We start from the raw sequence: 24,716 nt of genomic DNA on the forward strand, positions 1-24,716 counted from the left end.
GGCACGGCTCGGCCACCCGTACGGTCACCGAGCACGGCACCCCCCTACCGCGCCCCGCGTCGGAACGCCGCGGTCCTGGCCCTCCCCTGAAGCCGCGTGATGACGGTCCGATGCGGGTGAGACGTCTGACGGTATTGACGATTGAACCCGTATGGCAAGGCCCGGAACGAGACCTCACGTTTGAATTGGTTTGGCCGTTACTTGCTTTTACGAGCCGTTACTCCTCGGCCCGAACGGATCTTTTGCATCCGTTCGAGAATTCCCTCGGCCAGGAACAGCAGCAGACTGAACACGGTCACGGCCAGGATTCCGCCGTCCACCGACCAGCGGTGCACGGCGAGCATGCCCTGGGCCACCAGCATGTCGACGACGACCGCGCCCGCCAGCGAGACGAGCAGCCGGCCGAACGGATCCAGCCCGCGCAACACCGAGGCGATGGCCGTCGCCGGCGCGGCGAGCAGGAAGAACAGGGCGAACGGGCCACGCAGCGGCGACGCCGAACCGGTCAGCGCGAGCAGCGCGCCGACTCCGCCGACGGCCGCCGCGACCCCCGTGAGCAGCGGTGCCAGGTCCCTCCCCGGACCTGGTCGGGTCCGCTCGGAGCCGTCCGCCGAAGGCGCCTTGACGCGAATGGTGCGCATGGCCGACTTTGCCCCCCGAAGCGCCGGATGCCGGGCTTCAATGTCGCGCGGCGCCGCCGGGCCGTCAAGATGCCGTGGCGACCGCGCCGGTGACCGGGCGCCCCCGGAGACACACGTTCCCCGGAGGCGCCGGCTGCCTCCGGGGAACTGGTGGTCGGATGGGTGCGGACCGGTGTTACGGCACGACCTTCAGGAGCTTGTTCGGCGAACCGGTGCCCACGCCGGAGAGCACGTTGGAGGTGGCGGCGTTCACCAGGGCCGTGGCGACCTGGGCCGGGGTGGCCGAGGCGTGGCCCGCGAGGTAGACGGCGGCGGCACCCGCGACGTGCGGGGTGGCCATCGACGTACCGGAGAGGACCGCGGTCGCGGTGTCGCTGGTGTTGTAGCCCGCCGTGATGCTGGAGCCGGGCGCGAACAGGTCGAGCACCGTGCCGTAGTTGGAGTAGCTGGCCTTGGCGTCGGTGTTGGTGGTGGCGCCGACCGTGATCGCCTCGGTCACCCGGGCCGGGGAGTACGAGGAGGCGTTGAGGCCGTTGTTGCCCGCGGCTATCGCGTAGGTGACGCCACTGGCTATGGAGTTGCGCACAGCGGTGTCCAGCGTGGTGGAGGCACCGCCGCCGAGCGAGAGGTTGGCGACCGAGGGTCCGCTGTGGTTGGCGGTCACCCAGTCGATGCCCGCGATGACCCCGGCGGTGGTGCCGGAGCCGCTGTTGTCGAGCACGCGGACCGCGACGATCTTCGCCTTCTTGGCCACGCCGTAGGTGGAGCCCGCGATGGTGGTGGCCACGTGGGTGCCGTGACCGTTGCCGTCGGAGGCCGTGGTGTCGCCGTCCACCGCGTCGTAGCCGTAGGAGGCCCGGCCGCTGATCTGGGTGTGCGTGATGCGCACACCGGTGTCGATGACGTACGCGGTCACCCCGCTGCCCGCGCTGTCCGGGTAGGTGTAGGTGCCGGAGAGCGGGAGCGAGGTCTGGTCGACGCGGTCCAGACCCCAGGGGGCGTTGGACTGCGTCGTGTCGGTCAGGTGGACCGTCCGGTTCTGCTCGACGGAGGCCACCGCCGGGTCGGCGGCGAGTCTCGCGGCCTGGTCCGCCGAGAGGTTCGCGGAGTAGCCGTTCAGCGCGGCGCCGAACGTCTTCCGCACCGTACCGCCGTACTCCTTGACGAGGTCCTTGCCGGTGTTCGACGCGGCCTTGATTCCGGTGCCGGTCTTCAGGGTGACGATGTAGCTGCCGTCCACCGCGTCGGGGGAGTTCGCGGCGAGCACCGTGCCGGTGGCCGGGGCGGCGTGCGCCGGGAGCGCGGTGAGAGCGCCCACGAGGGCGGTGGCGGCCACGCCGGTGAGGGCGGCGAGGCGGAACTTCCTGCTGCGCAACTGTGCCATTACGAGGGGGTCCTCCTCCTGGCGGAGCGCGCCCGGGTCGGCGCGCTCGTGTGGGGGGTGCGGGCGGGATCGCCCGCACGGCCCCGGACCGTCGCGTTCCATTCCGGGGCTGGGTAAAGCCTCGGTCGTCTACGGGCGTAGAACAAGGCTGTTGACGAGCTGTCAACAAAGCTGTCATGAACGCGAAATCACTCGATCGGTGAACGGGCGGAGTCGATCAGGTCCGGACGGGAAAAGAATTGGCATGAACACTTCCAGTCAACACGCGTAGCTGGTACCACAGTTGAGGCAGAGATGCTGCTAAAGGGAGGTTCCATGAGACGTTCCCGACTTACCGCATACCTCATCTCGACCCTCTTCGCCGTCGGTGCCGCCCTCACCGGGGCCGCCAGTGCGCAGGCGTCCGAACTCGCGGCGGCCGGCGGCTACGTGGCGCTCGGCGACTCCTACTCCTCCGGGGTCGGAGCGGGCAGCTACATCAGCTCCAGTGGTGACTGCGACCGCAGCACCAACGCCTACCCCTACCTGTACAACGCGGCCCACGCCCCGTCGTCGTTCGCGTTCAACGCCTGCTCCGGCGCCACCACGGACGACGTCCTCGCGGGCCAGCTGGGATCGCTCAACTCCTCCACCGGCCTCGTGTCCATCACCATCGGCGGCAACGACGCGGGGTTCGCCGACGTGATGACGACCTGTGTGCTCAACTCCGACAGCACCTGCCTGTCCCGGATCAACACCGCCCGGTCCTACGTCGCCTCGACGCTGCCCGGCAAGCTCGACACCACCTACTCGACGATCAGGTCCAAGGCCCCGTCCGCCCGTGTCGTCGTGATCGGCTACCCCCGCTTCTACAAGCTGGGCGCGACGTGCGTGGGTCTCTCCGAGACCAAGCGGTCCGCGATCAACGATGCGGCCGACTACATGAACAGCGTCATCTCCCAGCGCGCCGCCGCCCACGGCTTCGTCTTCGGCGACGTCCGCACCACCTTCACCGGCCATGAGATCTGCTCCGGCGACTCCTGGCTGCACAGCGTGAACTGGCTCGACATCGGCACCTCGTACCACCCCACCGCGGCCGGCCAGTCCGGCGGCTACCTGCCGGTGCTCAACAACAACGACTGATCCGTCAGGGCGCAGGCCGGATCCGACGGAGAGTGCGAAGGCGCAGCGGAGGCCCCGTCCGTCGGGGTCTCCGTAGCCGTAGACGTCACGGAGGGCGCGACCGGGCCGGACCTCGCCCGCACCGGAACGGGTACCTCCACGCCGATCGCGTTCTCGGCCGTCCCGCTCTCGGGGTGCGCCGGCGGTCCGTCGGCCGTCAGGGTCCCCCGCACGGCATCTCACGTGATTTCCCCACGAGGTGGCCCGTCCGGCGGCGATTGCGGCCCCCTTGAGCACCGGTCCGTTTCCGGGGGACGCGACGCCGGGCGGACCCGGCCACGTGAGATCGCCCACGTTCTCGTCGCCCCGATGTCCGTGCGGCCGACGTGGTGCGAGTGCCCCGGTGCGCGTCCCCGTCCCCCTGCTCCCGCCCCCGACGACACGCCCTCGGGGGTAACCGGACGCAGCGGCTCCATGCCGTCACTCGCCGTGACCGTCGGTCGGTCTGTCGCACTCTGTGGCCCACCAGTCAGCCCGTTGCGCAACTCGCCCTGAAATCGGTCGGATTCGGAGAGTAATCGTCAACCTCCTTACGGGGAAGGTGAATACTGTGGGCGTGATACCCGAGTGGCCGCATGGGGCGATAGGGTTACCCTGCCCGCGCCGGGTGGACTCGTTACGGGTGGGGAGTGACATGGAGCAGATAACAGTGCGAAGCAGGGCGAGGGTCCCTGCGATCACCTGCGGGAGCAGCGCGAGCAGTTCGCGCCTCGACCGCCATCTCTCGGTGCTGGCGGGTCCCGCCATACCGCAGCAGAAGGCGGCCGAAGCGACCTCGCTGATGCGTGAGCTGACCGCGCGTGACTCCAGGCAGGAGTGCAGCGACCGGGACACGCGCGTGCGTCGTGTCTCCCTCTTCGCGCCGCTGCGGCGGCTGCGCCGCTCGCTGTTCGGCGGCAACAAGCACTGACCGACGGGCACCTGCCCAGGGCCGCAAGCCGCCTCGGCGTACCGCTGCGATCTCGTCGTCCGTCATCCCCACGGCCACGCAGCGGCGCCGCGGCGCGCTGTCCGAGCGCCCGCACGTCCCCCGTCCGCTCCCCGTCCCCGCCCGGCAGCGAACGACGGGACGGCAGCGACACCACCGACCACATCGACGGTCACACCCCGGCCCGCTCGGCATCCCCGCCTCCCACCACCGCTCCCGGCAGCCGGCGATCGGCCCCTACGACCGGCGAGGGTGTGTGCCGTTCACCGCTCGCCGCGCGCGTACCGGCGTACGGCGAGCGGCAGGAACACCGCGATCAGCACGACGCTCCACAGCAGTGACCCGGCGACCGGATGGGCGACCGGCCAGGCGGCGCTCGCCGGGACCGGAGCATTGCCGAACAGGTCCCGCAGGGCGGTGGTCACCGCGCTGATCGGATTCCACTCGGCGAGCGTACGCAGCACGCCCGGCAGGTTGTCGGTGGGAATGTAGGCGTTGGACAGCAGGGGCAGGACGAAGGTCGCGGCGCCGAGCTGCCCGGCGGCCTCCTCGCTCCGAGTGAGCAGGCCGAGAAGCATCCCGATGCTCGTACAGGCGAACCGGAACAGCAGCAACAGGCCCACCGCCGCCGGCACCCCGGCCGCCGGACCCTCGACCCGCCAGCCGACGGCCAGCCCGACCAGCAGCAGGGGCACCGTGCCGAGCGCGGAGACGGCCAGGTCCGCCACGGCCTGGCCGAGCGGCACGGCGGCCCGGCTCACCGGCATCGTCAGGAAACGGTCGGTCACGCCCCGGTGCCAGTCCTGGGCGGCCTGGAACATCCCCGTCATGATCCCGCCCGCCGCGGTCGCCACCAGCAGCCCCGGGAGCAGGAAGGACCGGTACTCCCGGCCGGGCATGGCGAGCGCGCTGCCGAAGACGTAGCCGAAGAACAGCAGCATGTTCACCGGCATGACCTGGGTCAGGACCGTGACCCCCGGACTGTTGCGGACCCGGCGCAGTTGCCGGCCCGCCATCGCGGCACCGTCGTGCAGCAACGCGCTCATGCCGCACGCTCCTTCCGCCGGTCGCCGCCGGGCGCCGTCCGCTCGCCGCTCCCGGTGTGCTCGCCGTTCCCGGTGTGCTCGCCGTTCCCGGTGTGCTCGCCGTTCCCGGTGCGCTCACCGGCCGGACCCCCCGTCGTCCCGCCGGTCAGCCGGAGGAAGACGTCGTCGAGGGTCGGCGGGCGCAGCCGGGCGTCCAGCAATGGCACGCCCGCCGCGTCGAGTTCGCGCACCAGACGGGGCAGGGTCAGGGTGGCGTCGGTGGTGACCGCGCCCACCGTGTGCCGCTCGTGGTCCAGCGCCGGTTCGTGGCCGGTCAGCCGGTCCAGGACGCCGGCCGCCCGCACCAGCGCGTCGGTGTGCGCGACGACGACCTCGGCGTAGGCCCCGATGACGGCCTTGAGTTCGGCGGGCGAACCGGTGTGCGCGACCCGGCCCCGGTCCAGCAGGGCGACCCGGTCGGCCAGCCGGTCGGCCTCCTCCAGGTACTGCGTGGTCAGCAGCACGGTGGTGCCCTCGGCCGCCAGTTCGCGCACCGCGTCCTGGATCCGGCTCCGGCCGGCCGGGTCGAGACCGGTGGTGGGCTCGTCCAGGAAGATCACGCCGGGGCGGCGGACGAGGCTCGCCGCCAGGTCCAGCCGGCGCCGCATGCCACCCGAGTAGGTGGCCGCCCGCCGGTCGGCGGCCTCGGTCAGTCCGAACCGGTCGAGCAGGTCCGCGGCGCGCTCGGCCGGGCCGCGCACCCGGTGCAGGCGCGCGAACAGCCGCAGGTTCTGCCGTCCGGTGAGGTCGCCGTCGATCGACGCGTACTGCCCGGTGACGGCGATCCGGCGGCGTACCGCCGCGGCCTCCCGTACGAGGTCGTGCCCCGCGACCCGGGCCGAACCCGCGTCCGGCCGCAGCAGCGTGGCGAGCAGCCGCACGGCCGTCGTCTTCCCCGCCCCGTTCGGGCCGAGCAGTCCGCAGACCGTGCCGCGCGCGACGGCCAGATCCAGTCCGCGCAGGGCGTGCACGGTGCCGAACCGCTTCTCCAGTCCTTCACTAAGTACAGCGTACGTAGTATCCATGGGCCGACCATAGCGCACTACGTACGCCGTACGTAACTAGGATGGGAGCGCGAGGTGATGATCCATGGCAGCCCGAGCGGCCGTTCCCGAAGTGATCTGGGCCCGACCCGAGCGCACGGGACGCGGCCCCAGACCGGCGTACACCCGCGCGGACATCGCGGGAGCTGCCGTGCGGATCGCCGACGCGCACGGTCTCGACGCGGTCTCGATGCGGCACGTAGCGGCCCAACTGGACTGCGGCACCATGTCGCTGTACAACTACGTCCCCCGCAAGGAGGACCTGTACGAGCTGATGGTGGACGCGGTCAGCGGCGAGCACGAACTGTGGCGGCCCGACGGGGACTGGCGCGCGGACATGAACCGGGTGGCGCGACAGACGCGCGCCCTGATGCACCGGCACACCTGGCTGCCGCGGCTGATGTCACCCGTCTACGGCTTCAGCCCGAACGCCCTGCGCTATCTCGAACACTGTCTGGCCTGCCTGGAACCGCTCGACGCGGCCTCCGGCACGAAGCTGGAACTGATCGCGATGCTCAACGGCGTCGTCACGACCTACGTCAGGAACGAACTGGAGACCGCGGAGCGCACCCGCTCGCTGCCCTGGACCCAGGAGCAGGAGGACGCGGTCCGCATCGCCTACCTCGGCGGCCGGATCGCCTCGGGCGCCTATCCGCACCTGGCCGCGGCCTTCGCGGAGGATCCCGGGCCGATCGATCTGGAGGCGGTCTTCCAACGCGCCCTGGACCGCGTCCTCGACTCCTTCGACGCGTTCGCCTGAGCACCCCGCCGGCCGGGCGGTGCCTGTGGTCGTCCGTGCCCCGCGGCACCACCGGCCTCCAGGGGCTTCGTCCGGCCCGTTCAGATCAGCGCGAACTGGCCCTCCGGGCCCTCCTCGTGGTGGTCGAGGACCGAGGCCGGCCGGCGGGAGAAGTCCGGCGGCGGGAGCACGGCCGCCGCGCGCAGCTCCGCGGCCGTGATCGGGGAGGTCACCGTCAACTCGGACAGCTCCGAGCGCAGGTCCGCCAGCAGCGCCAGCACCGTGATCAGTTCGAGCAGTTCCGACGTCCAGGTCTGCGGCCAGACCGCCGGGCGGACGGCGGCCAGGGTGCCGGGCGCGGCCGCGGCCGTCCGCGCGGTGAACCACTCCTCCAGCACCCGCACTCCGGACACCTCGAAGTCCCAGGCCCCGGGCGGGACCGGCGCGATGCGGCCCTCGTCGAACCGGAGGCACTCCTCGTCCCGGTCGTAGCCGACGGTTTCGGGGCGCGGTGGAAGCGGGGCGCGGACGTAGGGGCGGCGGCCGCCGGGGAGCTTGGGGCGCTCGCCGTCGCGGCGCATCAGCCACAGCAGGCGACGGCCCAGCGCCACCCCCCGCGACCACAGTCCGGGGTCCTCGGTGAGCGGCACCGCCGGGCCCGGACGGGCCGCCGCCAGCACCCAGGCCAGCACGTCCAGGGGCGTGGGGGACAGGCCCAGGCGGGCGCCCAGGTGGTCCAGCAGGCCGGGCGCCAGATTGGGCTCGTGGCCGCCCGGCCGCCGGTACAGCGGCCGGACGCGCCCCGGGCGCAGGACGGGCAGCAGCGACGTCGCCAGGAGCAGCGGGCCCGGTCCCTCCTCGGCCGTCTCCACGGCGAACACCTGGTGTCCGTCCGTCACCCGCCACAGCTCCGGGCGGGCCGAGTCGATCAGCCGCTGGTCGGGGATCAGCCACTGCTCGTCGAAGGGCGCGGCGAGCACGCGGACCGGCTCGGGGCACGGGCCCGCCGCCCGTGCCAGCCGCTCGGTGCCACCGGGCTGGCCGGGCAACTGGCCGACGGCCGAGTGCAGCGTGCGCGAACGGGTCGGCTCGAACAGGGTCTCCCGGTCCGGACCCGCGGCCTTCACCAGGGCGTCCCAGCGGGCCCGCAGGGAACCGGGGTCGGGGGCCGCCGGCCACCCCCGGCCGATCCGCGGCGGTGCGACGGACCACGGCATGAGGTCCGCGAGCAGCGGAGCGTCGTCGTGCGTCACGCTGGGCATGGTACGACCTTCCGCGCGCGGGCGGGCCCGGAGCCGCCGGGGTCAGGTGGCTTCGAGGGTGACCGTGAAGGAGAAGCGGTCCCCGCGGTAGTGGATGACCGCCACGTCCAGCACCCGGCCCGCCGCGTCGTAGATCACGCCCGTGTAGTGCAGGATCGGGCTGAGCAACGGCACTTGGAGCAGCCGTGCCGTCTCCGGGTCGGCGAGCCGGGCCTCCACGGTGTCCGTGATGCGGCCGATGTCCGCGCCCACGACGTCCCGCAGCACCTTCGTCATCGGCCAGCGGACCAGGTCCTCCGGGGCGAAGCGCCGGGCCAGCGACGGACGGACGTAGTTGCGGGCGTGGTTGGTCGGCTCGCCGCTGCCCTCGTCGCACCGCAGCCGGTGGTACGTCTCCACCTCGGCCAGGTCCGGGAAGTACTCGGCGAGTTCGCCCGGCACCGCCGCCGGACCGCGCTCCAGCAGCTCGGTCGTCATCCCGGACTGCTGGGCGACGATCGCGTCCACCGAGCCGAGCAGCCGCACCGGGGAGCCCCGCCGTGCGCCGGGCTCGATGAACGTGCCGCGCCTGCGGTGCCGGCTGATCAGCCCCTCGCCCTCCAACTCCTTCAGCGCCTGCCGCATGGTCAGCACACTCACCCCGTAGTGCTCCGCGAGCCGCTCCTCGGTGGGCAGCCGCAGCGAGTCCTGGGGTGAGCGGCCGAGTATCGAGGCGCGGAGGGACTGCGACACCTGATACCAGAGCGGCAGCTTGCGGTTCAGGACGATCGAGTCCGGGGCGAATGATGTCACCGGGCTATCCGTACCTGTCGCGACCGTTCAGCGCAACGGGCGGAAGTGTCGTTCGAGGCCCCGCCAGACGCCGTCGTAGTTCTGCTGGAGGTGGTTTGCGCGGGCCGCCTGCGCGGTGAGCGTGACCGGCCAGCGGGTCTCGAACATGAACGCGAGGCCGTCGTCGATCCGCTGCGGCTTCAGCTCGGCGGTGCTCGCCTGGTCGAACGTGGCCCGGTCCGGGCCGTGCGCCGACATCATGTTGTGCAGCGAGCCGCCGCCCGGCACGAAACCCTCCGCCTTGGCGTCGTACGCGCCCTCGATCAGGCCCATGTACTCGCTCATCACGTTCCGGTGGAAGTAGGGCGGCCGGAAGGTGTCCTCGCCCACCAGCCAGCGCGGCGCGAACACCACGAAGTCGACACCGGCGAGCCCGGGGGTGTCGGAGGGCGAGGTGAGCACGGTGAAGATCGACGGGTCCGGGTGGTCGTACGAGATGGTTCCGAGCACATTGAAGCGGCGCAGGTCGTAGACGTACGGGACGTGGTTGCCGTGCCAGGCGACCACGTCGAGCGGCGAGTGGTCGTAGACGGCGGTCCACAGGTTGCCGCAGAACTTGTTCACCACCTCCACCGGTCCCTCGACGTCCTCGAACGCGGCGAGGGGCGCCCGGAAGTCCCGGGCGCCCGCCAGCCCGTTGGCGCCGATCGGACCGAGGTCCGGCAGCTGGAACGGCGAGCCGTAGTTCTCGCACACGTAGCCGCGGGCGGTCTCGTCCAGCAGCTCCGCGCGAAAGCGCACCCCGCGCGGAATCAGCGCCACGTGGCCGGGCTCCGCACGCAGCAGGCCGAGTTCCGTGCGCAGCAGCAGCCCGCCGCGCTCCGGCACGATCAGCAGCTCTCCGTCGGCGTCGCCGAAGACCCGTTCCATCGAGGCGTTGGCGTGGTAGAGGTGCACCGCCATACCGCTGCGGACGGTGGCGTCGCCGTTGCCGCCGAGGGTCCACAGCCCGGCGAGGAAGTCCGTCCCGGCGGGCGGCGCGGGCAGCGGGTTCCAGCGCAGCCGGTTCGGGTCGGGCGCCGTCTCGGCGAACGGGGCCGTGCGCAGCCCGCCGTTGTCGGTGCGGGTGAACGCCGGGTGCGCGGCGGACGGGCGGATGCGGTACAGCCAGGAGCGGCGGTTGCGCGCCCGCGGCTCGGTGAACGCCGTGCCGCTCAACTGCTCCGCGTACAGCCCGAGCGGGGCGCGCTGCGGCGAGTTGCGGCCCTCCGGCAGGGCGCCGGGCACCGCCTCCGAGGTGTGCTCGTTGCCGAAGCCGCAGAGATAGGCCAGTCCCTCGGCGGTCTTGCGCGCGTCCTCGCTCATGATCGCTCCCTCGCGAACCCGGATCCGGTGCCCTCACCATTCCTATTGATCACCATAGGAATACGGTTGCGCGGGCACAAGGGGTTTCGCGTGTCCCGCGGCCGACGGACGGTCCGGCTGCTCCCTGAGAGGGAGGACGCCGGCCGGAACCCCCGACTCCAGGGGGATCCGGGGCCCCGGACCCGTGTTCTACGCTCCCTCGCATGCCGTGGACCCGTGGAACGCTCAGCACGCTCGCCGTCTGCGCCTTGCTGTCGGTCGGCGTGGCGGGATGCGGGACCGGCGCGGCGCACGACGGGGGCGGCGCGAAGCCGTCCGTGCCGGCGGGCCGGCTGCTCGACAAGAGGGACGACCAGGACCGGCGCTACCGCGAGGTGCCCGAGGACGGCGCACCCGGCGTCGGCATCGAGGTGACCCCCGACGCCGTCGGCGGCTGGGACGTACGGCTGACCGTCCACGACTTCCGGTTCTCGGCGGGCGGCGCGACGGAGCGGGCGCGGACCGGTCGCGGTCTCGCCCACCTGTTCGTGGACGGCGAGCAGGTCGCCCGGCTGCGCACCCCGAGCCACCACCTCGCCGCCCGGCTCATCCCGCAGGGCACCCATCAGATCACCGCGCGCCTGTACGCCGACGACGGCACGGTGTGGGCGGTGCACGGCAAGGCGGTCGAGAGCACCGCCGACGTCACCGCGTCGGGGGCGGAGACCGGGTCCGGATCCGGCCCCGGGGCCGGGTCCTTCCCGGCCGGCTCGCCGGGCGTCGGGACCGCCCCGGCCCCGACCGTCCCACCGGGCGCACCGGCGGTGGGGAGCGGCGCCGGCAAGTGAACCCGGCGGACCCGGTGCCCGGCGCACGGCGCGGCCCGGGGGAGCGGGGGCCGGTCCTGAGGAGCGCATCGGCCCGGGGAGCGGGGGCGGCAGCTCCGAGGGGTGGTTCGGCCGGGAGGTCGGGGTGGCCCTGAGGGCGGTTCGGCCGGGGGATCGGCGCCGACCCGGACGGGTGCTGCGTCCCGGGGGAGCGGTGCGGTGCGGCGGTCGCGCGCAAGGGCGCGGGTGCGGGTGGACGCACGGGCCGCCGACCTCCGTACTGTGGGGAGAGGTTCACCGGATTCCGCCCGAAAGGCATCATGAAGCCCGTGCCCGACGCGACATCGCTGCGCCGCGCCCCCGTCCAGCGGCGCAGTGCCGAGCGGCTGACCAGGATCCTGGACGCCTGCGCCGACCTCCTCGACGAGGTCGGCTACGACGCCCTCAGCACCCGGGCCGTCGCGGCGCGCGCCGGCGTGCCCATCGGCTCCGTGTACCGCTTCTTCGGCAACAAACGGCAGATGGCGGACGCCCTCGCCCAGCGCAACCTCGACCGCTACTCCGAGCGCGTCACCCGGCGCCTGAAGGGCGCAAGGCTGGGCGACTGGCGGGCGGCCGTGGACGCCGTGCTGGACGAGTACCTGGCCATGAAGCGCACCGCGCCCGGCTTCTCCCTGGTGGACTTCGGCAACCAGATCCCGGTCGGCGACCGGCCCGCGGAGCCCAACCACCGCGTCGCGGAGAACCTCACCGCCCTGCTCGCCGGCTATCTCGGCCGCGCCCCCGACGCGGAGTTGCGACGGATCTTCCTGGTCGCCGTGGAGACCGCCGACACCCTCGTGCACCTCGCCTTCCGGGTGGCCCCGGAGGGCGACGAGGCGATCATCGCCGAGACCCGGGAACTGCTGCGCGCGTATCTGGCGCGGGTGCTGGACTGACGGCCGGGGCGTGCGGACGGATTCCAGGTCCGTCCCGCCGGCGCCGACCGCCTCCGGCCGTCGTCGGCGCCGGTCCCGTCCCGGGCGACGCCGCGCGACCCCTGGCGCCAGAAAACTAACACCGCTAGTTTGTGATCGGACGACCGCCCGCCAGGAGGACGCACCATGAAGGCACACGACGCCCTGTACATCGACGGCGCCTGGCGCCCCGCCGCGGGCCGGGACGTGATCGAGGTGGTGAACCCCGTCGACGAACAGGTCGTCGGCCGGGTACCGGCGGGCGCCGCCCCGGACGTCGACACCGCCGTGCGCGCCGCGCGGGCCGCCCTCCCCGGGTGGGCGGCGACCGCGCCCGCCGACCGGGCCGCCCGGCTGGCCGCCCTGCGGGACGTCCTGACCGCCCGCAAGGAGGAGATCGCGGAGACGGTCACCGCGGAACTGGGCGCGCCGCTGGAGTTCTCCCGTGCCGTCCACGCGGCCCTGCCGATCTCGGTCGCCGGTTCCTACGCCGAACTGGCCGCGGCCCACGTCTTCGAGGAGCGGGTCGGCAACTCGGTCGTCCACCACGAACCAGTCGGCGTGGTCGGCGCGATCACCCCCTGGAACTACCCCCTCCACCAGATCGTCGCCAAGGTCGCCCCGGCGCTGGCCGCGGGCTGCACGGTGGTCCTCAAGCCGGCCGAGAACACCCCGCTCGTCGCCCAGCTGTTCGCCGAGGCGGTGCACGAGGCGGGCCTGCCCGCCGGCGTGTTCAACCTGGTCACCGGGTTCGGCCCGGTCGCCGGACAGGCCCTCGTCGAGCACCCGGGCGTCGATCTGGTCTCCTTCACCGGCTCCAGCGCCGTGGGCCGGCGGATCGGCGCCGCCGCGGGCGCGGCCGTCAAGAAGGTCGCCCTCGAACTCGGCGGCAAGTCCGCCAACGTCATCCTGCCCGGCGCCGACCTCGCCCGAGCCGTGGCCGTCGGCGTCGCCAACGTGATGGCCAACTCCGGGCAGACGTGCAGCGCCTGGACCCGGATGCTCGTGCACACCGACCAGTACGACGAGGCCGTGGCGCTGGCGAAGACCGCGGCGGCCAAGTACGGCGACCGCATCGGCCCGGTGGTCAGCGCCGAGCAGCGGGCCCGGGTGCGCGGTCACATCGAGCGCGGGCGGGCCGAGGGCGCCCGGCTGGTCGCGGGCGGCGCCGACGCCCCGCGCGAGAAGGGCTACTACGTACGCCCCACGGTGTTCGCGGACGTGACACCGGAGATGAGCATCGCGCAGGAGGAGATCTTCGGCCCGGTCCTCACGATCCTCCGCTACACCGACGAGGAGGACGCGCTGCGCATCGCCAACGGCACGGTCTACGGCCTGGCCGGCGCCGTCTGGGCGGGCGACGAGGCACGGGCGGTGGCCTTCGCGCGGCGCATGGACACCGGGCAGGTCGACATCAACGGCGGCCGGTTCAATCCGCTCGCCCCCTTCGGCGGCCACAAGCAGTCCGGAGTGGGCCGGGAACTGGGCACGCACGGGCTCACCGAGTACCTCCAGACCAAGTCGCTCCAGTTCTGAGGGAGTTCAACAGCCATGGCCGTACGAGCCGCCGTCCTGCCCGCCGTCGGGGCCCCGCTGGAGATCACCGAGATCGACCTGCCGGACCCGGGTCCCGGCCGGGTCCGGGTGCGCCTGGCGGCCGTCGGCGTCTGCCACTCCGACCTGTCCCTCTCCGACGGCACCATGCGGGTGCCGGTCCCGGCCGTCCTCGGCCATGAGGGCGCCGGTACGGTCGCCGCCGTGGGCGAAGGGGTCACCGGGGTCGCGCCCGGCACCCCCGTCGTCCTCAACTGGGCGCCGTCCTGCGGTCGCTGCCACGCCTGTGCGCTCGGTGAGGTGTGGCTGTGCGCCAACGCCCTGAACGGCGCCGCAGACGTGTACGCCCGCACCGTGACCGGCACCGACCTGCATCCCGGCCTCAACGTGGCCGCGTTCGCCGAGGAGACGGTGGTGCCGGCGGCCTGCGTGCTGCCGGTGCCCGACGGCGTGCCGCTCGCCGAGGCCGCCCTCCTCGGCTGCGCCGTGCTGACCGGCTACGGCGCCGTGCACCACGCGGCGCGGGTGCGGCCGGGGGAGACGGTCGCGGTGTTCGGGGCCGGCGGAGTGGGCCTCGCCGCACTCCAGGCGGCGCGGATCGCGGGCGCCGCGCGGATCGTCGCCGTCGACGCCTCCCCGTACAAGGAGGAACTGGCGCGTGGCGCGGGCGCCACCGACTTCCTCCTCGCCGACGCCACCGTTCCGCGCCGGATCCGGGCCCTGACCGACAAGCAGGGCGTCGACGTCGGCATCGAGTGCGTGGGCCGTGCGGCCACCATCCGGGCCGCCTGGGAGTCCACCCGCCGCGGCGGCCGGACCACGGTGGTCGGCATCGGCGGCAAGGACGAGCAGATCACCTTCAACGCCCTGGAGATCTTCCACTGGGGCCGTACCCTGACCGGCTGCGTCTACGGCAACAGCGACCCGGCCCGCGACCTGCCGCTCCTCGCCGAGCACGTACGCGCGGGCCGGCTGGACCTGTCCGGGCTGGTGACGGACCGCATCGCCCTGGCGGACATCCCGGCGGCCTTCGACAACATGCTGACGGGCAGGGGCGGCCGGGCGCTGGTGCTCCTGTGAGCTGCCGAGCCGGTGCCGCGCTGACGGGGCCGCTCGGCGCCGCGCCCGCGCCCGCCGCGCCCGTGCCGGACCGGCTCGGCTCGGCTCGGCGCAGGGTGCCGGGTGCCGGGTGCGGGGCAGTCCGGCTCAGCGCAGTGTGCCGGGGTCGATGCCCAGCAGTCGCGACAGCGCGTGCTCGCCGGCGCCCGTCACCTTCACGGCGCGCCCGGAGCCGATGCGCACGCACCAGCCCGCGTGCAGGGCGTGCCGGCACAGCTCGGCGCCCGCGACGCCCGCCAGGTGGGGGCGGCGCTCGGTCCAGTCGAGGCAGGCGCGGGCCAGCGGCCGGCGGCCGGTGCGCGGCAGCCCGATGCCGACGTCGCCGAACCACTGGAGTCCCGCGTCCGTGAGCGCGAACCCGCTGGTCCGCTCCGCCCGCGCCGGTCGTGGCGCCGCCCCGACCGGTACCGGGAGACCGGCCGCGGCGGCGCCCGCCGGCCCGCCGGTGAGGCCGAGCAGCCCGCGCGCGGTCAGCGCGTCGGTGATCGCGATGCCGAGCCGCCCGGCGAGGTGGTCGTAGCAGGTGCGCCCGCGGGCCAGCGCGGATCCGGCGCCCGCCTCCCGCAGCGTGCGCGGGCGCCGTGCCGCCGCCTCGGGGCCGACCCGGGCGGTCAGCTCCTCGACGAGTTGGGCCACCCGCTCGTCGGCGAGCCGCACATACCGGTGCCGCCCCTGCCGTTCCTCGGCGAGCAGGCCGCCCGCGACCAGCTTGCCCAGGTGCTCGCTGAGCGTGGACGCGGCGACCCCGGCGTGCCGGGCGAGTTCGCCGTTGGTCCAGGCCCTCCCGTCCAGCAGGGCCAGCAGGCAGGCCGCCCGGGTCTCGTCGGCGAGCAGTCCGGCGAGCGCCGCGAGTCCCGGGGCCCGAGGGTCTTCGACGGTCATGTCCCCAGGATCACCCATGGACGGTTCGGCCGCCGCCGAACCGTCACCGCACCGCCGCGCACCCACGTCGCACCGGACCGGCCGCCGTCGCATCGGTCCGTCGGCCCACCGGTCCGCCGCAGACGTACCGGGCGGGCCCTGTCACCGCACCAGTGCTTCTCCACCGGTCGGGTCGCCGTACCGGCCTGCCGCGTCACCGCGCCGGTCGCACCGTCACCGCGCTGGGCTCGCCGTCACCGCAGCACCGGGCCCGCGGTCACCGCACCGGATCGCCGCGGCCTAACCTGGGCGAGCGGTCACCGCTGCGAACGCGCGACCCGCTCGTACTGCTGTGCCAGCCCGTCCAGCAGGGCCGTCAGCCCCGTCTCGAAGGCGCGCTCGTCGATCTTCTCCTGCTGTTCGGCCAGGCGGTGGGCCTGTCCGAGGTGCGGGTAGTCGGCGGGGTCGTAGGCGCTCTCGTCGTCCACGAATCCCCCGGCGAACGAGCCGAGCGCGGAGCCCATGACGAAGTACCGCATCAGCGCGCCGATGGAGGTGGCCTGCGCGGGCGGCCAGCCGGCGTCGACCATCGCGCCGTAGACGGCGTCGGCGAGGCGCAGCGCCGCGGGCCGGCGGCCGGGACCGCGCGCGAAGACGGGTACGAGGTGGGGGTGGTCGCGCAGGGCGGCCCGGTAGGAGACGGCCCAGTCGTGCAGCGCGGCCCGCCAGTCCCGGCCGTCCTCGAACATCGACAGGTCGACCTGGCCGCTGACCGAGTCGGCGACCGCCTCCAGGATCTCGTCCTTGGTGCGGAAGTGGTTGTAGAGCGAGGGCCCGCTCACGCCGAGTTCGGCGGCGAGCCGGCGGGTCGAGACGGCCGCGAGGCCCTCCGCGTCCACGAGTTCCCGTGCCGTCCGGACGATCCGGTCGGTGCTGAGGAGGGGCTTGCGCGGTCGGGCCATGGCGCACATAGTAGGGCTGCGACAAAAAACTAGCAGTGGTAATTTAAAGTCCTGGTGCCCAGGGCAGGGCCGTGGCGTTCAGGAATCCGTCTTCCGCAGGGGTGATCTCGTGGTGAACCTGGGACTCAGCGAGGAGCAGACCGCCGTCCGGCAGCTCGCGCGGGACTTCGTGGAGCGCGAGATCACCCCCCACGCCACCGCCTGGGACCGGGCCGAGGAGGTGGACCGGGGCATCGTGAAGAAGCTCGGCGAGGTCGGCTTCCTCGGCCTCACCGTCGACGAGGAGTACGGCGGCTCGGGCGGCGACCACCTGGCGTACTGCCTGGTCACGGAGGAGCTGGGCCGTGGCGACTCCTCGGTCCGGGGCATCGTGTCCGTCTCCCTCGGGCTGGTCGCGAAGTCGGTGGCGGCCTGGGGGAGCGAGGAGCAGAAGCGCCGCTGGCTGCCGGGGCTGACGTCCGGCGGGTACCTCGGCTGCTTCGGTCTGACCGAACCGGGCACCGGTTCCGACGCGGGCAACCTGACCACCCGGGCGGTGCGCGACGGCGACTGCTACGTCGTCAACGGCACCAAGACCTTCATCACGAACGGCACCTGGGCCGACGTCGTCCTTCTCTTCGCCCGCTCCACGGACGCGCCCGGCCACAAGGGCGTCTCCGCCTTCCTGGTGCCCACCGGCATCCCGGGCCTGACCCGCCGCGCCATCCACGGAAAGCTCGGCCTGCGCGGCCAGGCGACGGCCGAACTGGTCCTGACGGACGTCCGCGTCCCGGCCTCGGCGATGCTCGGCCCGGAGGGCAAGGGCTTCGCGGTCGCGATGTCGGCGCTCGCCAAAGGGCGGATGTCGGTGGCGGCGGGCTGCGTCGGCATAGCCCAGGCCGCGCTGGACGCGGCCGTCGGCTACGCCGGAGAGCGCGAGCAGTTCGGCGTGCCCATCGCCCGCCACCAACTGGTCCAGGAGCTGATCAGCGACATCGCCGTAGACGTGGACGCGGCCCGGCTGCTGACCTGGCGGGTGGCCGACCTGATCGACCGCGGCCTGCCGTTCGCCGTCGAGTCCTCCAAGGCCAAACTCTTCGCCTCCGAGGCGGCCGTCCGCGCCGCCGGCAACGCCCTTCAGGTCTTCGGCGGCTACGGCTACATCGACGAGTTCCCGGCGGGCAAACTGCTGCGCGACGCCCGGGTGATGACCCTCTACGAGGGCACCAGCCAGATCCAGAAACTGCTCATCGGCCGGGCGCTGACGGGGGTTTCGGCGTTCTGAGCGCCGGGGGTGCCGACGAGCCGGGACGCCGACGCGTGCGGGGTGGGGTGCCGGTGGGCCGCGGGCGCCGACGCGTGCGGGGTGGGGTGCCGGTGGGCCGCGGGCGCCGATGCGTGAGTAGCCGTCTGAGTACCCGGACGGATGCGCCGCGCGCCGGGCGTGCCGAAGCTCGTCCCCATGAGCGACACACCGGTCAAGCAGCAGAGCACCACCGCGTTCTACGGCCAGGCCGTGGCCTCCTTCGCCGTGGCCCTGGCGGCGACCTCCGCAGGCATCTACCACCTGCGCACCGACGGCTGGGTGCGCGCCTTCCTCGGGATCGCGGTCCTGTACCTGGTGACCTCCGCCTTCACCCTGGCGAAGGTGATCCGGGACCGCCAGGAGGCCGGGCGGATCGTCAGCCGGGTCGACCAGGCCCGGCTGGAGAAGCTGCTCGCCGAGCACGACCCCTTCGAGAAGCTCTGAGCGGGCATGCTAAGCGCTCGCTCATCCGCGGACGGTATGGTGTAGCTCCTGTCACCGAGAGGGGCGAACGAGCGATGAGTACGGCGGAGGAGACGGCCGGCGGCGAGGCCGAGCCGTGGGACGAGGTCACCCCTGACGCGGCCCGGCGGCTGCTCGTCGCCGCCGTGGACGCCTTCGCCGAGCGGGGCTACCACGCGACGACGACCCGTGACATCGCGGGCCGCGCCGGCATGAGCCCGGCCGCGCTCTACATCCACTACAAGACCAAGGAAGAGCTCCTCCACCGGATCAGCCGCATCGGCCACGACAAGGCGCTGGACATCCTGCGCACGGCCGCGCGGGGCCCGGGCAGCGCCACGGAGCGGCTGGCCGACGCGGTGAGTTCCTTCGTCCGCTGGCACGCCGGACGGCGGACCACCGCGCGGGTCGTGCAGTACGAACTGGACGCGCTCGGCCCGGACGCCCGCGCCGAGATCCTCGCGCTGCGCCGCCAGGTCGACGCCGAGGTGCGCGGGATCGTCCAGGACGGCGTGGCGTCCGGTGAGTTCGACGTCCTCGACGTGCACGGCACGACCCTCGCGGTGCTGTCCCTGTGCATCGACGTGGCCCGCTGGTTCAACGTGGACGGCCCCCGCACCCCCGAGGAGGTCGGCGCGCTCTACGCCGACCTCGTGCTGCGGATGGTCGGGGCCGGGTAAGGCCCCGGTCCGCCGGGCGGTGCCCGACGGCCGCGCCGGTCGCCGAGGCGCGGTCTCAGAGGTAGTAGCGGGAGACCGACTCCGCCACGCACACCGGCTTGTCGCCGCCCTCCCGCTCCACGGTGAAGACGACGGTCAGCTGGACACCGCCGGCGACGTCCTCGGCGCTGGTGATCCGCGCGGTGGCGCGCAGCCGGGACCCGACCGGGACGGGCGCGGGGAACCGCACCTTGTTGGTGCCGTAGTTGACCCCCATCGTCGCGCCGTCCACCCGGAGCAGCTGCGGGCCGAAGAGGGGCAGCAGCGACAGGGTCAGGTACCCGTGCGCGATGGTGCCGCCGAACGGCCCGGCGGCGGCCTTCTCCGGGTCGACGTGGATCCACTGGTGGTCACCGGTGGCCTCCGCGAACAGGTCGATCCGCTTCTGGTCGACCTCCAGCCAGTCGGTGTGTCCCAGCTGCTCGCCCACGGCCGCCTTCAGCTCGTCGGCGGAGGTGAAGATCCTCGGTTCTGCCATGTTCCTCGTCCCGGCCTCTCCTGCTCGACATCGCTCACCGCTAAGCAACTGCTTAGCATGGTCGGGGCGGGGGACAATGTCAACGGCAGCGCCCGGCCGGAGCGGGGGCGATGTCAACGGAACGTCCGGCCGGAGCGGGGGGCAATGTCAACGGAACGCCCGGTTGGAGCGGTGGGTAGGCTCTGCGGGGTGCCCCAGATCACGGAGAAGATCCATGAGCTGAGCGTCGGCCAGTTGTCCGCGCGCAGCGGCGCCGCCGTCTCGGCCCTGCACTTCTACGAGTCCAAGGGGCTCATCAGCAGCCGCCGGACCTCCGGCAACCAGCGCCGCTACACCCGTGACACGCTGCGCCGCGTCGCCTTCGTCCGGGCTGCCCAGCGGGTCGGCATCCCGCTGGCCACGATCCGTCAGGCCCTCGCCGAACTCCCCGAGGAACGCACCCCGACCCGCGAGGACTGGGCCCGGCTCTCGCAGGCGTGGCGCTCCGAACTGGACGAGCGGATCAGCCAGCTGAACCGGCTCCGCGACCACCTCACCGAGTGCATCGGCTGCGGTTGCCTCTCCCTGGAGAGCTGTGTCCTGTCGAACCCGGACGACGCCTTCGGCGCTCGCGGCTCCGGGTCCCGTCTGATGGCGGAACGCGAGCACTGAGCAGGGAGCGCGGGGTGCTGAGCGCCGCGCGGGCCGTGGCCGCCACCTGGCCCGTGCGCCACGACGGCGCCGTGACCGCTCGCTTCTGGTGGCGCGGGCGTGACTGCCTGCTCCCGGGCAGTCAGTCATCCGCCCCGGGCCCGGCTGCGGCGGTACTCGGTGAGGCCGGCCGTGACCAACTCGGCGTCGGAGCGGGCCGGTTGTCCGCCCGGCAGCAGCAGGGTGTCCTCCGGACCGATGCGCGTGGCCCGCCGCAGCCGCCCGGCCGGCCGCAGCACCGGCCATGCGCCCAGGCACTCGCCGTGCAGCAGCACGGGCCCGCCGTCGGCGGAACCCAGGTCGGCGAGGAGCGCACGCGCCGACTCCGGGGCGGTGTCCGGGTCCGGGCCGGTCACCTCGGCCGGCACCCGCAGCACCTTCCGTGCGAGGGGCGAGGCCGCGAAGCGGGCCGCACCGTCCGTCCCCGACCGGATGCCCGCCTCGACGCCGACGCCCCGGTCGATCAGCGGTCCGGCGATCTCCTCCGCGCCGTCCTCGTGCCGGGTGACGCAGCCGTGGTCCGGCAGCGCCGACCACTCAAGGTCGCGTCGACGCCGTGAGATCCCGACGAACTGGCCGGAAAGGCCCGCCGGGAATGAGACTTGGCAAAGCACATGAGAACAAACAGAAGAGTTTAGTGAATTGGGGTGGTGTGAGTCGAATGCTCTGAAATGGGCCGGACATAAAGGTGTGGACAGGACAAGGGTGTTTCGGGTCGGGCCAGGACAGGGGGTGCGGCATCCCCGGCGCACCCCCGGTCGGTCAGGCCGACATGAGCAGCCGCCCACGCCGCGCGTACGCCAGCGCCTCGGGCGTGAGCACGGGTCGCGGTACGAGAATCCCGCACTCCGTGCAGACCGGGCCGGATGAGGGTTCGTGGTCGAGGTCGTACTTCCAGACGAGGCGTTCTCCTGCGCACACCGGGCAGGTCGATCCCGGTGCGCGGTTCAGTGCGGCGATCAGTCGCCGCAGTACTTCGGCCAGTGGTTCACGGGGGTGGACCCGCGGGTCGTCGCACCAGGCGACCCCGAATCCGCCCCAGGTCAGCCGGTGCCAGTCGTCCACGCTGCCCGGTCGGCGCAGCCCGTCCTGCTTCTCCCTCCTGCGGCGCTGGGCGAACTCCCCCTCGTAGCCCAGCCAGACCGCGCGTGCCTCTTCCAGCTCCTCCAGCGCGGCCACCAGACGCGCCGGATCGGGAGATCGGTCCTCCGGGTCGAACCCGGCCCGCGAGCACAGATGGTCCCATGTCGCTCTGTGCCCATAAGGGGCGAAACGCTCAAGGCACTTGCGGAGTGAGTAGCGCCTCAGCGCCAGGTCGCACCGCGGGTCGCCCACCTGTCTCGCCAGACTCCGGAAACCAGCCATCGCTCTGCACCTCCGTCACACCTGCACCTGTTTTTCGGTCGTTTCGGCGTCGTGGTCGGAACTCGCGCGACGTCGCCGAATAGACGTACCGATGCGCGATTCGGCTCCATCCGATTTCCGATGCCCGCCATAAGGCGCCCCCGCTTGACGGCGGACAACGGCTGCGGCGACTCCGAAAAGTGACGCATGTTCATCTTCACTCTCGGGGATACCGGCGGTAACGTCCGGCCAACCCCCGTCGGTAGGAGCTGCCATGGCACGGCGCACCCCACACAACGTGTTGTTCGACAAACTGAGAACTCCCGGCAGACGCACCGGGTTCCTGAAGACGGCGTCCGTATGTGCTCTGATCGCAGGTCTGCTCTCCCCGCTCACCCAGCAGGTGGCGGCGGCGGAGCCGACGGCGACCCGGGCGGCGGCCGCCGCCGACTACTGCGGCGGACGGTGTTCCGACATCCTCCCGCCCGGCCAGAACGGCAACGCGACCCTCGCGCAGATCCTGCTCAACCAGGCATTCGGCACCCAGCCCGACCACGCCGAGGACCAGCTCGGCCCTTACGCCAACCTGGCCACGGGCTACTCCGGGCTCACCGACGCGAAGATCAACACCTTCTTCAACGACGCGTCGTTCGGGGTCGCCGCCGACCAGGTCGCCTCCAGCGAGAAGCCGGCCGGCCGCACCGACGTCACGATCGTCCGGGACAAGAAGACCGGTGTACCGCACATCACCGGCACCACCCGCTACGGCACCGAGTTCGGAGCAGGCTACGCGGCCGCCCAGGACCGGCTGTGGCTGATGGACCTCTTCCGGCACGTCGGCCGCGGCCAGTTGACCTCCTTCGCGGGCGGCGCCGCCGCCAACCAGGGCCTTGAGCAGCAGTTCTACCGCAGCGCCCCCTACACGGAGGCGGACCTCCAGGCCCAGATCGACAGCGCCGTCGCCCAGAACGGCGCCCGCGGGCAGCAGGCCCTCGATGATGTCAACGCCTACATAGCCGGTATCAACGCCTACATCGACGCCTCCGACAGCGGCCGCTACTTCCCCGGCGAGTACGTGCTGACCGGCCACAAGGACGCGATCACCAACGCCGGCACCATCGACCACTTCAAGGTCACCGACCTGGTGGCGCTCGCCTCCGTCGTCGGCTCGCTGTTCGGCGCCGGCGGTGGCGGCGAGGTCGACAACGCGCTCTCCCTGATGGCCGCCCAGTCCAAGTTCGGCGTCGAGGAGGGCACCCGGGTCTGGGAGTCCTTCCGCGAGCGCAACGACCCCGAGGCCGTCCTCACCGTGCACGACGGCGAGAGTTTCCCGTACGCCACCAAACCCGCCGACGCCAAGGGAGAGGCCCTGCCCGACGCGGGCTCGGCCGTCCAGGAACCGCTGGTCTACGACCGCACCGGCAGCGCCGCCTCCGCGAGCGCCGAAGGCACCTCCACCAAGGCCGCCGACACGGCGCTCGGTTCCGCCCGGCGCGGCATGTCCAACGCCCTGGTGGTGAGCGGCAAGCACACGGCGAGCGGAAAGCCGATAGCCGTCTTCGGACCGCAGACCGGCTACTTCGCGCCCCAGCTGCTCATGCTCCAGGAGATCCAGGGCCCCGGCATCAGCGCCCGCGGCGCCTCCTTCGCGGGTCTGAGCATGTACGTCGAGCTGGGCCGCGGCCAGGACTACGCGTGGAGTGCCACGACCTCGGGCCAGGACATCATCGACAGCTACGCGGTCGAACTCTGCCAGGACGACTACCACTACCTGTACCACGGCACCTGCACCGCGATGGAGAAGATCGAGCAGAAGAACTCCTGGACGCCGACCGTCGCCGACGGCACCGCGGCCGGGTCGTACACGATGCGGGTCTGGCGCACGAAGTACGGACCCGTGGAGTACCGGGCGACCGTCGGCGGCAAGAAGGTCGCCTACACCAGCCTGCGCTCCTCCTACCAGCACGAAGTCGACTCGATCATCGGCTTCCAGATGCTGAACGACCCGGACTACGTGAAGGGCCCGGCGGACTTCCAGGCCGCGGCGCAGCACATCAACTACACCTTCAACTGGTTCTACGCCGACGCGCAGCACACCGCTTACTACAACAGCGGCAGCAACCCGGTGCGGGCGAGCGGTGTGGACGGCGAGTTCCCGGTGTGGGCGCAGCCCGCGTACGAGTGGCGGGGCTGGAACCCGGCGGGCAACACCGCCGACTACACACCGCCCGCCCAGCACCCCAACTCCGTCGACCAGGACTACTACATCTCCTGGAACAACAGGCAGGCCAAGGACTACGCGGCCGCGTCCTGGGGCGAGGGCTCGGTGCACCGCGGCAACCTCCTCGACGACCGAGTGAAGAAGCTGGTCCAGGCCGGCGGGGTCACCCGTACGTCGCTGGTGAAGGCGATGGCGGACGCGGCGCTCGCCGATCTGCGCGCCGAGGACGTGCTGCCCGACCTGCTGAAGGTGATCAACAGCTCGCCGGTCACGGACTCCACGGCCGCGGCGGCGGTGAGCAGCCTCCAGACGTGGCTGACGGCGGGCGCCAAGCGCACCGAGACGTCCGCGGGTTCGAAGAAGTACGCGAACGCCGACGCCGTCCGGATCCTGGACGCCTGGTGGCCGCTGCTGGCGAAGGCCGAGTTCGAACCCGGTCTGGGCAGCGAGCTGTACACCGCGTTCACGAACAACCTGTCGGTGGACGAGGCGCCGTCGGCCGGGCACGGCCCGACCGGATCGCACGCGGGCAGCTCCTTCCAGTACGGCTGGTGGAGCTATGTCGACAAGGACATCCGCGCGGTGCTCGGTGAGCCCGTGCAGGGGCCGCTCGCCCAGAAGTACTGCGGCGGCGGCAGCCTCAGCGCCTGCCGGGACGCCCTGATCAGCACGCTCAAGCAGGCGGCCGGCCTGACCGCGGCCCAGGTCTACCCGGGCGACGACCTGTGCTCGGCGGGCGACCAGTGGTGCGCCGACTCGATCAACCAGCGCACCCTGGGCGGCATCAAGCACGGCACCATCAGCTGGCAGAACCGGCCGACCTACCAGCAGGTGGTGGAGTTCGCCTCGCACCGGTGATCCGACGGTGACGGCGGCGGGC

23 protein-coding genes and 1 pseudogene are annotated in these 24,716 nt (G+C 72.6%); 12 read left to right on the forward strand and 12 right to left on the reverse strand.

The features are described from left to right. Positions 1 to 197 precede the first annotated feature (197 nt). Positions 198 to 641, reverse strand: a complete 444-nt coding sequence (locus tag ACFC09_RS40040) for a hypothetical protein (RefSeq protein WP_376536996.1) — start codon at positions 639 to 641, stop codon at positions 198 to 200. A gap of 175 nt (positions 642 to 816) precedes the next feature. Continuing rightward, positions 817 to 2,025 (reverse strand): S8 family peptidase, encoded by a 1,209-nt coding sequence (locus ACFC09_RS40045; protein ID WP_376536998.1) that lies wholly within the window; start codon positions 2,023 to 2,025, stop codon positions 817 to 819. A gap of 315 nt (positions 2,026 to 2,340) precedes the next feature. Here ACFC09_RS40045 and ACFC09_RS40050 point away from each other — a divergent pair, with 315 nt between their 5' ends. Both ACFC09_RS40050 and ACFC09_RS40055 read left to right on the forward strand, forming a co-directional pair. After that, the gene (locus ACFC09_RS40050) at positions 2,341 to 3,147 is read left to right on the forward strand and encodes an SGNH/GDSL hydrolase family protein (RefSeq protein WP_376537000.1); all 807 of its coding nucleotides are present in this window, start codon (positions 2,341 to 2,343) and stop codon (positions 3,145 to 3,147) included. Between the two features lie 673 nt (positions 3,148 to 3,820). Beyond that, positions 3,821 to 4,096, forward strand: a complete 276-nt coding sequence (locus ACFC09_RS40055) for a hypothetical protein (RefSeq protein ID WP_376537002.1) — start codon at positions 3,821 to 3,823, stop codon at positions 4,094 to 4,096. Positions 4,097 to 4,377: 281 nt separating this feature from the next. Here the strand turns inward: ACFC09_RS40055 and ACFC09_RS40060 are convergent, their stop codons facing one another. Together ACFC09_RS40060 and ACFC09_RS40065 are read right to left on the reverse strand one after the other, a co-directional pair. Continuing rightward, positions 4,378 to 5,160 (reverse strand): ABC transporter permease, encoded by a 783-nt coding sequence (locus ACFC09_RS40060; protein ID WP_376537004.1) that lies wholly within the window; start codon positions 5,158 to 5,160, stop codon positions 4,378 to 4,380. Further along, entirely contained in the window at positions 5,157 to 6,224 is a 1,068-nt protein-coding gene (locus tag ACFC09_RS40065) for an ATP-binding cassette domain-containing protein (protein ID WP_376537006.1), read from the reverse strand. The genes ACFC09_RS40060 and ACFC09_RS40065 overlap by 4 nt, the downstream gene beginning before the upstream one ends. Positions 6,225 to 6,288: 64 nt before the next feature. On the opposite strand from ACFC09_RS40065, the gene ACFC09_RS40070 reads away from it, so the two are divergent. Then, a complete protein-coding gene (locus ACFC09_RS40070; RefSeq protein ID WP_376537009.1) occupies positions 6,289 to 7,002 on the forward strand; it encodes a TetR/AcrR family transcriptional regulator in 714 nt (237 codons plus the stop codon). An 80-nt stretch (positions 7,003 to 7,082) separates the two neighbouring features. Here ACFC09_RS40070 and ACFC09_RS40075 read toward each other — a convergent pair whose 3' ends face one another. From ACFC09_RS40075 to hmgA, 3 genes are read right to left on the reverse strand one after another with little or no spacing between them, the layout of a single operon-like run. Next, a complete protein-coding gene (locus tag ACFC09_RS40075; RefSeq protein ID WP_376537011.1) occupies positions 7,083 to 8,243 on the reverse strand; it encodes a type ISP restriction/modification enzyme in 1,161 nt (386 codons plus the stop codon). A 42-nt stretch (positions 8,244 to 8,285) separates the two neighbouring features. Continuing rightward, entirely contained in the window at positions 8,286 to 9,035 is a 750-nt protein-coding gene (locus tag ACFC09_RS40080) for a GntR family transcriptional regulator (RefSeq protein ID WP_376537013.1), read from the reverse strand. A 27-nt stretch (positions 9,036 to 9,062) separates the two neighbouring features. Then, on the reverse strand, positions 9,063 to 10,379 hold the full coding sequence (gene hmgA, locus ACFC09_RS40085; protein ID WP_376537015.1) for a homogentisate 1,2-dioxygenase: 1,317 nt from the start codon (positions 10,377 to 10,379) through the stop codon (positions 9,063 to 9,065). A gap of 203 nt (positions 10,380 to 10,582) precedes the next feature. On the opposite strand from hmgA, the gene ACFC09_RS40090 reads away from it, so the two are divergent. From ACFC09_RS40090 to ACFC09_RS40105, 4 genes are all read left to right on the forward strand, one after another. Continuing rightward, entirely contained in the window at positions 10,583 to 11,206 is a 624-nt protein-coding gene (locus ACFC09_RS40090) for a hypothetical protein (RefSeq protein WP_376537017.1), read from the forward strand. A 299-nt stretch (positions 11,207 to 11,505) separates the two neighbouring features. After that, on the forward strand, positions 11,506 to 12,123 hold the full coding sequence (locus tag ACFC09_RS40095) for a TetR family transcriptional regulator (protein ID WP_376537019.1): 618 nt from the start codon (positions 11,506 to 11,508) through the stop codon (positions 12,121 to 12,123). Between the two features lie 165 nt (positions 12,124 to 12,288). Then, entirely contained in the window at positions 12,289 to 13,677 is a 1,389-nt protein-coding gene (locus ACFC09_RS40100; RefSeq protein WP_376537021.1) for an aldehyde dehydrogenase family protein, read from the forward strand. A 15-nt stretch (positions 13,678 to 13,692) separates the two neighbouring features. Further along, positions 13,693 to 14,775 (forward strand): Zn-dependent alcohol dehydrogenase, encoded by a 1,083-nt coding sequence (locus ACFC09_RS40105; RefSeq protein WP_376537023.1) that lies wholly within the window; start codon positions 13,693 to 13,695, stop codon positions 14,773 to 14,775. A gap of 126 nt (positions 14,776 to 14,901) precedes the next feature. Here ACFC09_RS40105 and ACFC09_RS40110 read toward each other — a convergent pair whose 3' ends face one another. Further along, positions 14,902 to 15,696 carry an ArsR/SmtB family transcription factor gene (locus ACFC09_RS40110; protein ID WP_376537025.1) on the reverse strand — a complete coding sequence of 265 codons (795 nt, stop codon included), beginning with the start codon at positions 15,694 to 15,696 and terminating at the stop codon, positions 14,902 to 14,904. Positions 15,697 to 15,992: 296 nt separating this feature from the next. Continuing rightward, complete coding sequence (locus tag ACFC09_RS40115; protein WP_376537028.1) at positions 15,993 to 16,637, reverse strand: TetR/AcrR family transcriptional regulator; 645 nt, start codon at positions 16,635 to 16,637, stop codon at positions 15,993 to 15,995. A gap of 112 nt (positions 16,638 to 16,749) precedes the next feature. Here ACFC09_RS40115 and ACFC09_RS40120 point away from each other — a divergent pair, with 112 nt between their 5' ends. The 3 genes from ACFC09_RS40120 to ACFC09_RS40130 all read left to right on the forward strand — a co-directional run bounded on the left by ACFC09_RS40120 (position 16,750) and on the right by ACFC09_RS40130 (position 19,064). Then, on the forward strand, positions 16,750 to 17,901 hold the full coding sequence (locus ACFC09_RS40120) for an acyl-CoA dehydrogenase family protein (protein ID WP_376537043.1): 1,152 nt from the start codon (positions 16,750 to 16,752) through the stop codon (positions 17,899 to 17,901). Positions 17,902 to 18,078: 177 nt separating this feature from the next. Further along, positions 18,079 to 18,366 (forward strand): YiaA/YiaB family inner membrane protein, encoded by a 288-nt coding sequence (locus ACFC09_RS40125; RefSeq protein WP_376537030.1) that lies wholly within the window; start codon positions 18,079 to 18,081, stop codon positions 18,364 to 18,366. A 74-nt stretch (positions 18,367 to 18,440) separates the two neighbouring features. Next, on the forward strand, positions 18,441 to 19,064 hold the full coding sequence (locus tag ACFC09_RS40130) for a TetR/AcrR family transcriptional regulator (RefSeq protein ID WP_376537032.1): 624 nt from the start codon (positions 18,441 to 18,443) through the stop codon (positions 19,062 to 19,064). A 55-nt stretch (positions 19,065 to 19,119) separates the two neighbouring features. Here ACFC09_RS40130 and ACFC09_RS40135 read toward each other — a convergent pair whose 3' ends face one another. After that, positions 19,120 to 19,581, reverse strand: coding sequence for a MaoC family dehydratase (locus ACFC09_RS40135; RefSeq protein WP_376537035.1), 462 nt, complete (start codon positions 19,579 to 19,581; stop codon positions 19,120 to 19,122). Positions 19,582 to 19,770: 189 nt separating this feature from the next. On the opposite strand from ACFC09_RS40135, the gene soxR reads away from it, so the two are divergent. Beyond that, on the forward strand, positions 19,771 to 20,232 hold the full coding sequence (gene soxR / locus ACFC09_RS40140; RefSeq protein WP_376537037.1) for a redox-sensitive transcriptional activator SoxR: 462 nt from the start codon (positions 19,771 to 19,773) through the stop codon (positions 20,230 to 20,232). 125 nt (positions 20,233 to 20,357) lie between these two features. Here soxR and ACFC09_RS40145 read toward each other — a convergent pair. After that, a pseudogene (locus tag ACFC09_RS40145) lies at positions 20,358 to 20,810 on the reverse strand (hypothetical protein); the annotation flags it as partial. Positions 20,811 to 21,033: 223 nt separating this feature from the next. After that, complete coding sequence (locus tag ACFC09_RS40150; protein ID WP_376537039.1) at positions 21,034 to 21,636, reverse strand: hypothetical protein; 603 nt, start codon at positions 21,634 to 21,636, stop codon at positions 21,034 to 21,036. Between the two features lie 253 nt (positions 21,637 to 21,889). Here ACFC09_RS40150 and ACFC09_RS40155 point away from each other — a divergent pair, with 253 nt between their 5' ends. Beyond that, complete coding sequence (locus tag ACFC09_RS40155) at positions 21,890 to 24,694, forward strand: penicillin acylase family protein (protein ID WP_376537041.1); 2,805 nt, start codon at positions 21,890 to 21,892, stop codon at positions 24,692 to 24,694. Positions 24,695 to 24,716: the final 22 nt, after the last annotated feature.

This window comes from Streptomyces sp. NPDC056161 (genome assembly GCF_042268025.1).
In the GTDB taxonomy this organism is placed as follows: domain Bacteria; phylum Actinomycetota; class Actinomycetes; order Streptomycetales; family Streptomycetaceae; genus Streptomyces.